Raw genomic sequence first — 14,969 nt, 5'->3', positions numbered from 1 at the left:
GCCGCTGCGTGTGGGCGTTGTTAGGCCGTCTCGAAGACCCGGTTGACGATCACCGCGTCCGGGTTCGGTTGCCCGTACCCTATATTCACAAGTATAGACACGCTTCTAGTGAATGGCAGAGTGTTGCGCCTCGGAGTATCTCTCTCGAGACACAACACTGGTGCAGCTACTTTTCGCGACGCTTCGGCGCTTGAGACAGTGTGCTGCCGGCGGCCTTCTTCGCAGCGGCACTATAGTTTTTGCTGCGCAGTACCTTACTGGCTGCCTTCGCCGCAGACCTGCTGGTCTGCTTGGAGTTACGAGCCATTTTCTCCTCTCGAGTCAATCAGTCCGAGGGGGAAATACTCCGCTACTACCAGAAGGTGCATGGGTTCTGACAGCTCTCAGGACTTGCCGGTGGGGCACCTCGTTGCAGCGAGGCGCCCCTCTTTATACCTGGTTCCACCTTGCGGAACCGGCACATTTAAGATAGCGTACTTCACGCGAAGGGTGATGAGCCTTAGATAAGTAGAGAAGAAAGGGTCACGTCATTTGGGCGCGGCACTAGTGAACTGGACGAGGTGGACTTGGTGCGCATCCTCTTCGAGGACGACGAACTTCAACGAGTGGCCGAGGATGCCTCCTACATCCCCAAACGATGGGGTTCGGACATCATCAAGGCGTATCGCAAGAAGATCCAGATCCTGAAGGGAGCCGTGGATGAACGCGACCTGCGGGCCATGCGGTCGTTACATCTGGAACAACTGAAAGGTGACCGAGCCGGGACCTCTTCGATCCGCCTGAACAAGCAGTTTCGGCTCATCCTCAAATTCGCAACCAACAGCGACGGCCGCGTGGTCATCGTTATTGAAATGGTGGATTACCACTGAGAGAAGGTGAACTCATGAATACTCCAATTGCGGCGGAGCTATTCCCGGCCGGAGAGATCCTCGCTGACGAGCTAGACACACGCGGATGGACCCAGGCCGACTTTGCCGAGGTGCTCGGACGTCCGGCACAGTTTGTCTCGGAGATTATTTCCGGAAAAAAGGAGATCACGCGCGAATCCGCAGCCCAGATCGGTGCCGCCCTGGGCACCTCCGCGGAATTCTGGCTTAACCTCCAGGACTCCTACCTGCTATGGAAGCAGTCCCAGGACGACCAGACGCAGAACAACCTCAACATCGTGAAGACCCGCGCACAGTTACGAGAGTTAGCCCCCGTCCCTCTGCTCGTCAAGCGGGGATACATCACCGCCACCGACGTACAAAGTCAGGCATGCGAGGTGCTGAACTTATTTGGCAAGAAATCCTTTGAAGATCCCTTGGGAATAAGCTTCGCCGCCCGCCGTAGTAACTGCGAGGAAAATGTCACCGTCCTGCAGGAAGCGTGGGCAGCTTGCGTTAGAGCAACTGCCAGAGTTCTCGAGACTGCCCCCTACTCCCGGAAGGCACTAGAAGACCTCGCCCGGACGCTGTCGAGTAGAGCATGTGACCCGCAGGCGTTTGCTGAGTTCCAGACTCTGTTCGCCGAGGTAGGGGTGAAACTTGTTTATGTGGAGGCTTTTCCGGGAGGAAAACTCGACGGCTGCGCCATGATGGTCGACGGGCACCCCGTAATTGGCATATCGGGACGAGGGAAACGGCTCGATAAGATACTATTTACCATCCTGCATGAGACAGCCCATATATTATTGGGTCACCTTGTCGACAATGGCGAGGTCATCCTAGATGACCTATCAGATGACAGTGCCAATAATGAAGCCCAGGCAGACCAGCTGGCCAGCGAACTCGTGATCTCTAGCCCTTTACCGGCGGTTCCTGATCGTGTGCACTCATCCTGGATTAAAGAACAAGCCGACCACCTAGGGGTTCATCCCATCACCCTGATTGGAAGGCTTCAAAAAGAGGGTAACCTGTCGTGGAAAACCACTCTCGTGCGCAACGCTCCCACCGTCATCGCTCAGCTTGAAAGCTGGAAATCACCCCTCCCAGCCTGACTGAGATTGGTAGCTTCGTTCATCATCAGCAAGACGTTTGCCTATCGGACACTGAAAGTAACGGAAGCGATGCACTTATTGGGATAAGGCCGCACCCGACCGCTTGGGATAAGGCCGCAGCATTACTGCATTCCTTCTATACTACCCAAAGTCTCCTTGACGGCAATAAGCGGACCGGCTGGGCTGCTTGCTGGTTATTCCTCAGACTGAACTTGGCAGTAGGCCCCTTGCTTGGAGAAGTTGATGCAGACGCCGCTGAACGCCTCGTTTTAAAGATAGCCAACAAAAAGATAGAGATATCAGAAATCGCGGGTACTCTGCGTTCCCTAGTTACTCCCCTCCTGGGTAACGTCGACCATTTACCCCCCAGGATTTGAAGTAACAAATGTCCTAGAAGACTTAGAAGGTGTACTCACGGGAATTGGGGAGCTTCCCGACGGAACACGTCTTGTCTACATGTATTTCACTTCGGATGAAGGCACCCCTGTCGAAACGGTACTTACCCCCCAGCCAAGCACGCGGATTCGCTGAAGAACTACTTCTTTTAGCTGATAATCCTCTCGAACAAAGGAAGCAACTCAAAATTCAAGTACAAGCAATTCAAGCCCACTTAGACCTACATAACCGACCCGACGAGCTATAGCTAACTTAAAACTCATAGCAGTACATGAGGGCCAATGAGGCAATATACATTGCCTAAAGCATCTGCCGCCTAAACGTGCACCAGGCCCAAACGAGACACAGCAGAGAGCCCATTTCTCTCACTCTCTGCTAAGAACATGGATCTATGGTAAAGATAGTAACAGCGCCTTGATTACAGCGGATGTCGAAACCCTCTCACAGGGAACTAACACCATTCCGCCGTCAGGCCAACGTGAAAACTTTACATCCAAAAGCCAACCCCCTATCCAAGCAAGATAGCAAACCGCTAGAAGCGCTCAAAGCACCACCACTGCTCGCTTTTATCCCATGCACATCACACCACATTCACTTGGAAAGGATCTCCAGTGACTCTGTTCGAAAAACCTATCGTTCTTGCGCCTATGGCAGGAGGGCCGTCAACTCCTGAGCTATGCGCAGCAGTAACCAATGCGGGCGGGTTAGGCTTTCTCGCCGGCGGTTACCTCACTCCAGAAAAGCTTGAAGAACAAGTAAGCACTGTTGAGTCTTTAACCACTCAGCCGTTCGGGATCAATCTATTTTACCCTTCCCATCCCAATTCTGACCAGCACGCCGAATACTCTAAGTATCATCAGGCACTGACTAAAAAGTGCGTAAGCTACTCCGATTTTCCTTCACGCCCTAAGTGGTCAGATGATCATTACGATCGAAAGCTCGATATTGCGCTGAAGTCCAACGCTAAGTTCATTTCCTTAACTTTCGGATACCCTGACGCAAATACGCTAAAAACGATTCGTCGAGCAGGCAAGAAAGTAGTTCTCAATGCCACAACTCCACGAGAAATCGATCACATCATCCAGCTCGACTGCGATATTCTGTCTCTTCAAGGAAAGGCTGCTGGCGGTCACCGGGCAACAGTCCTAGACAATAACATAGAGGGATCTTCCTACGATGCAAAAACTCTCCTGCACCATGCAGTAGCGAAGACAGAAAAACCTGTATTTGCCGGCGGGGGCGTAGGTACAGCAGAAGATACACTAGACCTACTCAGATCCGGCGCAACCGCAGTAATCGTAGGGACTCGTTTTCTCACTGCACAGGAAGCAGGCACAAAAGACACACACCGGCATGCACTTCTGGAGCTAACTAACCGAAACACTGTTATTACCCATGCCTTCTCCGGGAAACCGGCTCGAGCAATTTCCAATACATTCACCAAAACATTCACACCACAGGCGCCCTATATCTACCCCGAAATCCACTACTTAACTGCGGGAATGAGAGCTGAGGCCAATAACGCAAAGGATCCCGAATATCTTAACCTTTGGGCAGGCGAAGGATTCGCTAATTGCCGAGAAGCAACCGCCAAACAAATCATTGACGAACTCTTACCATACTCACAAGCGCAAGAATCGTCCAAAGTAAGTTTTTCACATACAGACGTAGCTGTAATCGGTGGTGGACCACGAGGAATGGCCGTCATTGAAAGACTCAGTTCACGCATCAAGGACAAAAACTTAAACAAGCCAATCCATATTGTCTGGTATGACGATAACGGCTTTGGATCGGGTAAAGTTTGGAGCCCCTACCAGTGTCAATTGCTGCTCATGAATACTGTTACAGCACAATTGTCAGCTTTTCCCGACGAATCTGCGGGACTTTCCGGCCAACATGCCACTGGACCAACATTTTATGACTGGCTTAAATCAAACGATGCTCGAGAATTCTTATCTTCCGACCCCGTACTGCTAGCAGAAGCAAGCTCCGCCACCGAGGATACTTATAGTTCTCGCGCTCTCTATGGTGCTTATCTTCAATGGTCAGTGAATCAACTACTTAAGGACTCAAGGGAATATTCCCCAATCGAACTGGTCGCTAGGCGAGCAGTATCCTTTGAAAAGAGGGAGGATTCACTTCTCATACACGACAGTCTCGGAGGGTGTGTAGAAGCTAAATCTGTAGTGCTGTCTCTAGGCCACACTTCGCAGAATCTCTCCGGAAAGGAAGAGAGCCTTTCTAAAAAAGCTAAGGAATCGACAGTAACTTATCTTCCCAGTGGGGACGCATCTATCCAAAAAGCTGCAAAGCTCCCCACAAGAGAATCAATCATCCTCCGAGGCATGGGCCTCACCTTCTTCGACTATATGATCCTCCTAACGGAAGGAAGAGGTGGGCAATTTAGAGAAAATGCACACGGAAAGCACTACATACCTTCCGGGAAAGAACCACATATCATCGCATGTTCTCGAAAGGGAGCACCCCACCATGCCCGTGGAAAAAACCAAAAACGTCCTGACGAACGATGGGTTCCACGAATCCTAACCGAAGATTACGCTGCTACTCTTTCGAACGCTACATTCTCTGTAGACGTCTGGCCCCGAATCGCTCAGGAAGTTGAACTAGCTTTCACAATTTCGCTCCTCGAAGCAAACAACGCCGATTACGATGAAGAATCTCTTGTTAGCCTTGCAAAGCAAGGAGGCCACAGTCTAGTTGAATGGCGACACAACCAAGGATATACAGAGACCTTGGATTGGGGTGAGCTTTTTCAGGCAAAATGGACCAACTCCCCTGGAGAGAAGCTCCGCGACTACCAGGACACGGTCGCTTCGAAGATTGAAAATGACATCGCCGAGGCAGAAAAGGGAAATAAATCCGGGCCACTCAAAGCTGCACTAGACGTACTTAGAGACATTAGAAACGAGGTTCGCGAATGCGTTCAATACGGGCGTATAACGGGAGAGTCCTTCAAGGAAGAACTCCTAGCTAGGTATAGCCCTACTAACGCTTTCCTTTCTATCGGCCCCCCGATCCAAAGACTGGAACAAATGCAAGCTCTAATCAAAGCGGGTATCTTAACTGTGCTCCCTGCTGATCCAATCATCTCCCTAGATGAGTCAAACGGAAAAGTTGACTATTTCAATCCATCGATGCCGCAAGAGAAAGGAGAAGCAACGGCTCTAGTGGAAGCAAGATTACCAACATCATCTATTCAAAATACAGCAGATCCGCTCATCGTTTCAGCTGCATCACTTGGCCTTATCAGGCCGCACTATTTTAAAAATACCCCCTGTGTATCCGGGGCAATTGATGTGGATCCACACAGTTTCAGGGTGCAGTCTGATAGCGAACAAAGCGTTTCTCTCTATGCATACGGGATTCCCCTCGAGGGCCTACAGTGGGGAACCGCTGCCACTATACGTCCGTTTGTAAACTCTGTAATTATTCACGATGCAGACGCAATCGCTTCAAGCATTCAGGAGGACCTTCATGAGCGAAAGAAACAATAACGCCGATCAAATCCGTCGACAGGTTCTAGGCGACAACTACGTCAACAATACGCTCAACGGTTGGGAACCCGCACGGCCCGTTCTGGAACTTTTGGAAAATACTCCCTGGGGTTTTCTTTGGCCGCGCGAACAATTGTCTTTGCAATCTCGCAGTCTAATCACAGTAGCTATTCTGGCAGCCCTTGACCGGCATCAAGAGCTAGAAACGCATATTCGCGGAGCTAGAAGAAATGGGTGTAGCTTCGAAGAGATTATCGAAGCGATCCTTCATTCTGGTGTTTATTCAGGAATGCCTACAGCAGTGGAGGGAGCTAAAATTGCCCAACGCATCGCTACGGAAGAGCAACAAGTAACTTCATAAGTAACCGGATTCAGATAGATGAGAGCAACGTCTTCAAGCATTCAAGGCACACTTGGACTTGCAGTGGCAATGGGGATCGGCAGGTTCTTCTATACGCCACTGCTTCCCCTCATGATGGCAGCTTTAAACTGGTCAAGTTCCATCTCGTCCTGGATTGCAGTATCAAATTATCTCGGCTATCTGCTCGGGTCTTTGACCCTTTCTAAAAACTGGCTATCTAAAACGAGAACCCTTTATCGCAGTTCCTTAATATTTTCAACTCTACTGCTTGCTGCAATGGCGTTGACAGATAGTCCAGGAATGCATGTTTTACTACGGTTCTTAGCCGGCATAGCGTCTGCATTCATTTTTGTATGCATCACCCAGTTTGTTACCCAGAATGTACAGTCCTCCTCTCTAGTTGGCTTTGTTTATGGTGGTGTTGGCTTAGGCATTACCGTTTCTGGACTAACGGTGTGGTCACTAGGTCAAACCTTGGCATGGACACACTTGTGGGGTATCGCTACCCTAATCAGTGCGTTATTTAGCATCATCGCCTGGACTTGGCCCATTGGCTCTGAAGAGAAGACTAAGGATCGCAAGGTACTGGCCAGTTCTACGGAACGATCCACCCCAGAACTTCATCAAGCTTTTCGATTACTGAATGCGGGATACTTTTTTCAAGGTTTCGGATACATTATTATTGGCACATATCTCGTTGTGCTGGCCGACCCTGTTTTCGGCTCATCAGCAGCTGCCATCACATGGGCCGTAGCTGGCGTCGCAGCAATCCCCTCTCCCTATTTCTGGTCAGCACTTGCAGAGCGTTTTGGCCGACGTCGTGCATTACTTGGCTGCTATACACTCCAAGTAGCTGGAGCAATTGCCGCCACTTTTGGCAATTCGACTGTTTTACTGATGGTTGCTGCCATTCTTTTTGGTGCTACTTTCATGGGAATTACGATGCTTACTATTTCAACGGGAGTCGCTTATAGAATAAACGGAGGAGCTGCACGTCTAACGACTTGGTATAGCCTAGGACAAGTCGTCGGCCCGGCGGCCATTGGAGTACTGTTATCAAACTCAATCCGCATATCATTTATCATTGCAACCATTGCTATCATCATCGGTATGGCAACAATTAAGGTTTCAAGGTTATAATTCATAGTCAACCTCCCAGGCGCAGCGCAGATATCATCACGCCTTCCAAGGACCAAAAGATATACGAAACCTTCTATTCACTATAGAAGACACATATCACATCCCGAATGAAGTCACAAACAAAGCTAATACTAACTCGACTAATCTACCTTTTTCTTTAGAAGACTATTTTCCTCTTTTAGTTCAGAAAATTCGTTACGCAGCTCAGCTATGTCGTCCCAGTATATTTCAATCTACTCATCGACCTGCTCTTTGTTCCATGAAACTAGGTGCACCAGCGACTATAGGTCATGGTCAGAGGGTGTGAACACTGGTGCCCAGATAGCAGGTCGCTTGCGTCAGGCAATGCGCCGGCGCATTGCCTTATCAGTTTCTCTAATTGAGATAGGAGGACGAGCAGCTAAGGCTGCAGTATCAGGGCAAGGCTTGAAAATTGGTGTACATGCGGATTATCCGCCAGTATACGCAGACTACTGTTAACAAAAGAGGGAATCTTGACAAGACAGAACATTACTTGGCCCAGTATCCTTTCGCTTGCGCTAATCTTAAGCGGATCCGTCCTGTTGTCGAAGTTTCATGAAGAGAGTTCGGCTCTTTCTCCAGAGAACTTCGTTATATGGGCGGCACCTTCCGTCCTTGGGGGATTAGGGCTGATATATTGCACCGTAAAACACGAGGTCGTAACTTCCTACGCCTACGGGATTCTGCTTAGCCTCCTCTCCTTTGGCGCAGCAGTTTGGCATCCAAGTACCTTTACTCGCTGTGTTACAGCAGTTATTTTTTTGATAGTGGCTATAACCGTCGTTCTAAAGCGCCAAAAAATTAATACTCCTAAAAACGCTCACGGCTAGCCGCAGGTGATACAAGTAAGGTGTACCCGGCTGACGCATTGGATTTGAAGGCCTTGGCCAGGAAACGCTTCGCTGCAGCCACGTTCTGCTTCGAAGAGAGGTAAAACTCCAGGGTCTGGCCACCGGCGGTGATCGCCCGATAGAGGTAGCATCATCTGCCGCCGACGCGGATATAGGTCTCATCCACCCGCCAGGAACTGGCCTGCCAGTCAGGTACCTGCCGGTACCACCGTGTTTGCTTGTCCAGCTCAGGCGCGTATTTCTGGACCCAGCGGTAGATCGTGGTGTGATCGACCGGCACGCCCCGCTGAAGTCATCATTTCCTCCACAGCGCGGTAGCTCACCCCGTAGCGGCAGTACCACCGCACTGCCCACAGAATGATGTCACGGGGGAAATGACGACCGGAGAAGATACTCATGGCTGTGATTATTTCACGTCGCTCTTCTTACTGCCCCAACTTTGCAACAGCACCTCTCATCCTGTTCCGACCGGCTTTCGATCGTCCGAAAGGTCACGTCGGTGCCGAAGAACGACTGAAGCCCTCAGGGACGGCTGTCGGGCAATTGAGGGAGATCCCCGCGTCGTTGAGCGCTGCCCGCCCGGCGGGAGTGAGACGCACGGCCCGGGTACGACCCCTGCGGGAAAGCCATTCCTTATCCAGCAGAGTCTTGCAGATTCCCGTGCCGAGAGGGCCGGCGAGGTGGAAGCGGCGTTCGGTGGAGTCCATGCACGACCTGCCCGTGTCGAGCATCTTCAGGGGCACACCCCACTGTATGAACAAGCGATGACCTTGATTAGTGACCTGACAGTGCGAGTCGATGAACTCGTGCTCTTCTAGTTGTTCAGCCAGGCGCACCCCGAGCTTACCGGCGAGGTGCTGATAACAGGTGCGGCCTTCACGTAGGTTCGCATTCGCCCGTGACGCGCTGAGGCTGTGAGGAGTGGGCAGGGGCGAGCGGGCGACCACGCCAAGGCTCTCGACCACTCGTGCGATGTCTTCCCCGGCCAGGCGAATGTAGCGGTGCCGGCCCTGCCGAATGTCGTGGACGAGACCGTGGGTGACGAGCACGTCAACATGCTCGCTCGCCGTCGACCGGGCCAGGCCCGCGTACCTGCCCAGTTCACCAACCGTCCAGGCCCGCCCGTCCATGAGCGCAGCACACATGGCCGCCCGCGACGAGTCAGCCAGAGCCGACGCGACTGTCGAGATATCCGGGACCGCTTCAGGAAACACGCGCGCAACCATGCCTCCAGTATGCACCCGGAACTGTTCGGTGACGACCGAACAATCGCAGGCGTAGTCTGAACTCACCAGATTCATTGCATCAGGAGACGAAGGGAGCGATCGCGATGAACGGGGACCGCCAACGGCTACGCGAGCACTACGATGAGGACTTCTACTGGGAACGCGTTGACCGCAACCTGGGTTGGCTCGGCGACACCACCGAGGAACAGCGTGAACGCCAAGCACGGTTGCGCGATGCCGTGATCGGCATCGTCGGCACCGGGGGCATCGGCGGTGCCGCAGCCGCCCGCCTGGTGCGCATGGGCGCACTCAACCTGAAACTGGCCGATCCCGACCACTTCGACCTGACTAACGTGCAACGCCAGTACGGCGCCGGGCGAGACACGATCGGCCGCAACAAGGCCGAAGTCGTCGCCCAGCAACTCCTCGCGCTCACCGGGGGAGAGACGGCCAGGGAGATCCGGGACATGCACTTCGCCGCGTCCTGGCGCCTGTTCGATCTGGTGCTGCCGACACTGCTGGACCGGTCCTACCGGACCTGGGATCAAGACCTGAGCAAGCGCACCTACTTCGGCCACCCGCCCGCCGAGGCTTCGCTGGAGTCTCGCGTATGACCGCGCATCGGCGCACGGCACTGGTCGCGACCCTCCTCGGTTTCTTCATCGTCATGCTCGATACGACCATCGTCAATGTCGCCCTCGCCGAGATCGGCACTGACCTCGACACGACGGTGAGCTCACTGCAGTGGGTCGTCGACGCTTACACCCTCGTGTTCGCCGCGCTCCTTCTCACAGCTGGGGCCGCATGCGACCGTCTCGGGGCTCGCAGGGTCTACCTCGCTGGCCTGGTGGTCTTTGCTGTGCTCTCGGCCGTGTGCGCCCTCGCTCCCACAGGCGGGTTCCTCGTCGCTGGTCGCGCCGTCCAGGGCGTGGGCGCGGCAGCGATCGTGCCGGGCTCTCTGGCATTGCTGTCGGCTGTGTACGACGATCCGAAGGAACGAGCACGCGCCATCGGGCTGTGGGGCGGCGCAGGAGGTGTTGCCGCCGCGATCGGACCGGTCCTGGGCGGAGCGCTGGTGTCGACGATCGGGTGGCGGGCGGTGTTCTGGGTCAACCTCCCCATCGTCGCTATCGGCTGTCTGCTCACCTTGTGGGCAATTCCCGCGCTCACGGGCAGTCGCGCGAGACGGGTGGACCTACCCGGACAGGTGCTCTCCGTGCTCACGCTGGTGGCAGTAACCTATGCAGTCATCACCGCAGGCGAACACGGATGGTCACCCTGGCAGGTAGCCGTGCTGATCGCCGGGGGCGTCTTCCTCGCCCTGTTCATCATCGCAGAGCGACGACACCCGGACCCGATGCTGCCGATGGCCTTGTTCACTCGTGCCCGGTTCTCCGTGGCCGCAATGGTAGGGCTCGCGCTCAACATCAGCTTCTTCGGACAACTCTTCGTGCTCTCCCTCTTCTTCCAGCAGTACCTGGGATACGAGCCGTGGCTGGCAGGCCTCGCGCTGGCACCACAGGCGTGCAGCGCCGTGGTCGCGTCACCGCTGGGCGGCCGTGCCGTCGCCCGGTGGGGCGCGTTCCCCACCATGCTCACCGGCCTGGTAGTCGGCACGATCGGCTTCAGCAGCCTCGTGCTGCTCACCGCAGAAACTCCTTACGTGGTGGTCGCGGTGTTGACCTTCACGGCTGGATTCGGGATGGCCTTCGCGATGCCGGCCGCGACCTCGGCCGCAGTGGCCTCGGCCCCGCCGGAACATGTCGGCATCGCAGGAGGAGTCATCAATGCCGCCCGCCAGACCGGCAGCGTCGTCGGCGTCGCAGTCCTCGGCGGAATGGTCGCCAGTGGAGCGTTCCTCACAGGCTTCCACACAGCCGTCGCGGTCGCCGGTGGAGTCTTCGGTGCCGCAGCGCTCGTAGTTGCTGCCACCATCATCAGTCACCTACAGGAGCCAGTTACACCTGAAGTTTAGAAGGACCTGACCCCTGTTTGGTAGACACCTGATATCCAGCCCGGTTGGGTTGGGAAGAAAGGTAATCTACCATCATGCCTAGGTACTCCGAACAGTTCAAACGTGATGCTGTGGCCCTCTACGAAAACAATGAGGACCTTTCACTTCACGCGGCTTCAGCAGAGCTTGGAGTCAATCGTTCCTCACTTTATTCCTGGATCAAGCAGTACGGCACCGGCAAACGCGCCCGCACGAAGACCCTGCGTGACAAGGCCCAGGCGACGACTGATTCCGAACGGATCCGCCAGCTAGAAAAAGAAGTCTCTAAGCTGCGCGAAGAACGCGATATCCTGCGCAAGGCCGCGAAATATTTTGCCGAAGAGACACGCTGGTAATCCGCTTCCAGTTTGTCTATGACCACCGAACCGAGTACTCGGCTCACACGGATGTGCCACGTGTTAAAGCTCAATCGATCCTCATTCTACAAATGGCTCAACACCCGCGAAAATCGCAGGTTAAAGACGTGTTCCGATGCTCTTATTGGTGCAAGAATTAAGACCATTTTTGATGATGAGCACGGGCTTTATGGTGCTAAACGCATCGCTGCAAGCCTCAACGACGATACGGGCTTTCCTCCGATCAATCACAAGAAGGTCGCACGCATCATGAAATCCATGGGGCTGAAAGGCTTTACTAAGCGGCGTCGGTGTATCACCACCAGGCGCAAGCCTGGCCACCGCGTCATGCCAGATTTAGTAGGCCGTAAATTCAGCGCTGACAGGCCGAACCACGTGTACGTAGGCGACATTACGTACCTGCCGTGTAAGGGCGGCAAGAATATGTACCTAGCTACGGTCATCGACGTCTACTCGCGCAGACTCGTTGGCCATGCTCTGGCCGATCACATGCGGGTATCGCTGGTTATCGAAGCTTTGTCCCATGCCAGGAAAGTCCGCGGAAGCCTTACAGGGGCAATTTTCCATTCTGATCACGGCAGTGTGTACACCTCACAGGCATTTAGGGACCACTGTGCCCATCTTGGTGTGCGCCAGTCCATGGGAGCAGTGGGTACAAGTGCCGATAATGCCCTGGCAGAATCCTTTAATGCCGCCTTAAAGCGTGAAGTTTTGCGTGATCGGAAAGTCTTTGACAATCCCATTGTCTGCCGCCAAGAAGTCTTCCGGTGGTGTATGCGCTACAACACGCGCAGACGGCACTCCTGGTGCAACCTTCTAGCCCCCGACGACTTCGAAGCACTCACATCGGCTACACTGACCCAAGCAGCATAGCTAACCCCCGACGTGTCTACTTTCCGGGGGTCAGGCCCTGAGCAGGCTAGAAACGGTGGTCTGATCAAAATAAACTGATTGGTAAGGAATTTGTTGTGAAGGAAGGGACGATCATTCCGGGAATACTTTTTGGAATAGTCTTGGGCGTCGCAACTCTTTATGGCGGAGTGCTACTGTCCACATGGCTTCCAATCCCCTTCGTTTTCTATGGGCTACCTTTACCTTCATTGGTGGTTTTGGGTGTATTAGCCATGTCTGTCTACATGTTGAAAAAGGATCGGCTTAGCGACCGATCATGGCGTGGTTTTGCCTTCACATTCGCCACGGTTTTTGTCGTATCAGCGTTCTTATGGGTGAGTACCATTTCTGGCTATGGAAACTTCGCATAGCCTAGAGATATAGAACCGTTGTAAGGCCAATTATGGGTAGCCGTCTAGATTGAGGGTTAAGTAGTAAAATGTGTGTCTGGTTGGCGTGTCGTCGGCTGGGCACTTTTTGTCATTTCATGGGTCCTTTTCTGATTCCTATGGAGTGTGAGTATGCGGTTGGGATAGCGTTGTTGTAGAAGGCTGGTCTACTTCCATATTGATGTAAGAAATGCACGTGGAGGCGGCAATATCGAGACGCGTACGAAGTGGCTCAATAGTCGCTTCAGTTATAAAAGCCACATCAAGGCTGACGTCACCCTGCCTTACGCTCTTTTGCCAGGCGAAATTGGAAATGATGAGTTCTAGCAACGCTTGGCGCCCTGAGAACTTGCTGTCATTCGTGCCGATCTTATTGAACCCCTAGAGTGATATCTGGGGCTCATGTTCTTCGGTGAGCGCATCCTTGAGAGGGTCGAGGACGGGTCTGCGGATTCCTTGGAAGCCACCGTATACTGCATCAGCCTTTTCGGCGGGATATAGGTGTATGTGGGACCGATGCGTAAGATTTGTATCCCCCGGCTGGATTTGGGAATCAAAATGAGAATCAAAGTGGGGTACCTTCCCCACCGGAAACTTCCGAGTTTGATACCGCAAGACCCAGAAGTAATAGATTGCGCTTATATTGAAAATAAAATACTCATTCTGGGGTTACGTAAGAAATGTGAGTGAAAATACTAGGGCTTTGAGATAAAAGTAAAAATCCCTGCACCCACTGGGAGAGTTCGCTATAGTGATAGCGGTAATCATAGCCACCGATGGATACCATCTATAAATTGTTTATATCGATGCTGATGACACTTTCAATGTGAGTAGTCATCTATCGGAAGGCTAGAAAAGCAACTCAATATTGATTGAAAGGAAACGCAAATATGCGCCTTGTGAGCAAATACATTGCTGCAGCTTGCGGAGCAGTCATGCTCGCTACTGGTCTTTCCGGTGTCGCGTCAGCCGCACCGACCGGTAATCTCGTCACGCTCGGTGACTCCTACTCCGCCAACCCTGACCAAGTCCGAAATACCTTCCGTGGGGTTCCTGGCGCAACCGATAACTATCCCCAGCGCGAGGGGTGTCTTCAGGCGCCTAATAACTGGCCGCGGAAGCTTGCCGCAAAGACGAATCGACCACTGGCCGATTGGTCCTGCACCGCTCAGACTTCCAACACCATGAATCAACGCTTGGACCGGGCTATTGCCAATGGTGACGTCCGCAATGACTCCACCGTCGTCATCGCTGTAGGAATGAATGACTACGGTCCATTTAACTTCGATGTGTTGAAGAGTTCTCCGGATGTCCCGAAAAACGTCCACGACAACTATGTGAACCGTTTGCGGGAAGCTGGCGACAAGATTCACCGCGCAGCACCGGGAGCAAAGATCGTTGTATCGGGCGCGCTGCCCACGGTGGACCGTGAACACGCAACGTTCTGTGCAGTCAATGTGATTCCGAACCACCCGGGCGGTATTTATGTCCCAATCGTGCGGGATGTCGAAAATTGGAACCGCGCTAACCAAATCGAGGCCGCTAATTCAATTGGGGCAACCTACGTTGACATGATTGATGGCGCTCGCGGCCATGATACGTGTGCTCCAGATGCCCAGCGCTGGGTTGCTGGCTTGATTGATACCACGACGCCGAACTACAACATGAACTTTCATCCGTCGGACGCAGGCTCCGAGTACATGGCCAACACTCTTTTGGCTCACGTATAAGTATTCGAAGCTCCTTTAATTGGGGGTAGTGGTTTACAATTCTGCTCTTGCCGCCAATTTTTAGACCTTCACCCGTGCTTTCCACTGGTGAAGGTCATTTT

11 protein-coding genes and 2 pseudogenes are annotated in these 14,969 nt (G+C 53.2%); 10 read left to right on the top strand and 3 right to left on the bottom strand.

The window, feature by feature from the left end; all coding sequences use genetic code 11:
* Positions 1 to 166: 166 nt before the first annotated feature.
* The gene (locus tag QP970_RS10730) at positions 167 to 307 is read right to left on the bottom strand and encodes a hypothetical protein (RefSeq protein ID WP_023025712.1); all 141 of its coding nucleotides are present in this window, start codon (positions 305 to 307) and stop codon (positions 167 to 169) included.
* Positions 308 to 569: 262 nt separating this feature from the next.
* On the opposite strand from QP970_RS10730, the gene QP970_RS10725 reads away from it, so the two are divergent.
* The 6 genes from QP970_RS10725 to QP970_RS10700 all read left to right on the top strand — a co-directional run bounded on the left by QP970_RS10725 (position 570) and on the right by QP970_RS10700 (position 7,390).
* A complete protein-coding gene (locus QP970_RS10725; protein WP_023025236.1) occupies positions 570 to 869 on the top strand; it encodes a type II toxin-antitoxin system RelE/ParE family toxin in 300 nt (99 codons plus the stop codon).
* Positions 870 to 883: 14 nt separating this feature from the next.
* Positions 884 to 1,978: a HigA family addiction module antitoxin gene (locus tag QP970_RS10720; RefSeq protein WP_023025715.1), complete on the top strand. Its 1,095-nt coding sequence runs from the start codon at positions 884 to 886 to the stop codon at positions 1,976 to 1,978.
* Positions 1,954 to 2,355 (top strand): type II toxin-antitoxin system death-on-curing family toxin, encoded by a 402-nt coding sequence (locus QP970_RS10715; RefSeq protein ID WP_156904663.1) that lies wholly within the window; start codon positions 1,954 to 1,956, stop codon positions 2,353 to 2,355. The genes QP970_RS10720 and QP970_RS10715 overlap by 25 nt, the downstream gene beginning before the upstream one ends.
* Before the next feature lie 630 nt (positions 2,356 to 2,985).
* On the top strand, positions 2,986 to 5,889 hold the full coding sequence (locus QP970_RS10710) for an FAD/NAD(P)-binding protein (protein ID WP_284869927.1): 2,904 nt from the start codon (positions 2,986 to 2,988) through the stop codon (positions 5,887 to 5,889).
* Positions 5,870 to 6,250 carry a carboxymuconolactone decarboxylase family protein gene (locus tag QP970_RS10705; protein ID WP_023025722.1) on the top strand — a complete coding sequence of 127 codons (381 nt, stop codon included), beginning with the start codon at positions 5,870 to 5,872 and terminating at the stop codon, positions 6,248 to 6,250. Before QP970_RS10710 ends, QP970_RS10705 begins: the two co-directional genes overlap by 20 nt.
* A gap of 18 nt (positions 6,251 to 6,268) precedes the next feature.
* Entirely contained in the window at positions 6,269 to 7,390 is a 1,122-nt protein-coding gene (locus tag QP970_RS10700) for a YbfB/YjiJ family MFS transporter (protein WP_284869926.1), read from the top strand.
* Between the two features lie 876 nt (positions 7,391 to 8,266).
* On the opposite strand, the pseudogene QP970_RS10695 reads toward QP970_RS10700, so the two are convergent.
* Positions 8,267 to 8,660: pseudogene (locus tag QP970_RS10695) on the bottom strand (IS6 family transposase); the annotation flags it as partial.
* 93 nt (positions 8,661 to 8,753) lie between these two features.
* On the bottom strand, positions 8,754 to 9,563 hold the full coding sequence (locus QP970_RS10690; RefSeq protein WP_023025734.1) for an ArsR/SmtB family transcription factor: 810 nt from the start codon (positions 9,561 to 9,563) through the stop codon (positions 8,754 to 8,756).
* A gap of 29 nt (positions 9,564 to 9,592) precedes the next feature.
* Here QP970_RS10690 and QP970_RS10685 point away from each other — a divergent pair, with 29 nt between their 5' ends.
* From QP970_RS10685 to QP970_RS10670, 4 genes and pseudogenes are all read left to right on the top strand, one after another.
* Positions 9,593 to 10,102: a ThiF family adenylyltransferase gene (locus QP970_RS10685; protein ID WP_023025736.1), complete on the top strand. Its 510-nt coding sequence runs from the start codon at positions 9,593 to 9,595 to the stop codon at positions 10,100 to 10,102.
* Entirely contained in the window at positions 10,099 to 11,463 is a 1,365-nt protein-coding gene (locus tag QP970_RS10680; RefSeq protein WP_023027935.1) for an MFS transporter, read from the top strand. The genes QP970_RS10685 and QP970_RS10680 overlap by 4 nt, the downstream gene beginning before the upstream one ends.
* 74 nt (positions 11,464 to 11,537) lie before the next feature.
* Positions 11,538 to 12,731: pseudogene (locus QP970_RS10675) on the top strand (IS3 family transposase).
* A 1,342-nt stretch (positions 12,732 to 14,073) separates the two neighbouring features.
* Positions 14,074 to 14,868: a GDSL-type esterase/lipase family protein gene (locus QP970_RS10670; RefSeq protein ID WP_284869925.1), complete on the top strand. Its 795-nt coding sequence runs from the start codon at positions 14,074 to 14,076 to the stop codon at positions 14,866 to 14,868.
* Positions 14,869 to 14,969 lie beyond the last annotated feature (101 nt).

Origin of the sequence: Corynebacterium sp. MSK073, from assembly GCF_030232085.1 — a bacterium.
Lineage (GTDB): Bacteria > Actinomycetota > Actinomycetes > Mycobacteriales > Mycobacteriaceae > Corynebacterium.
This window is presented reverse-complemented; position numbering and strand designations above follow the sequence as displayed.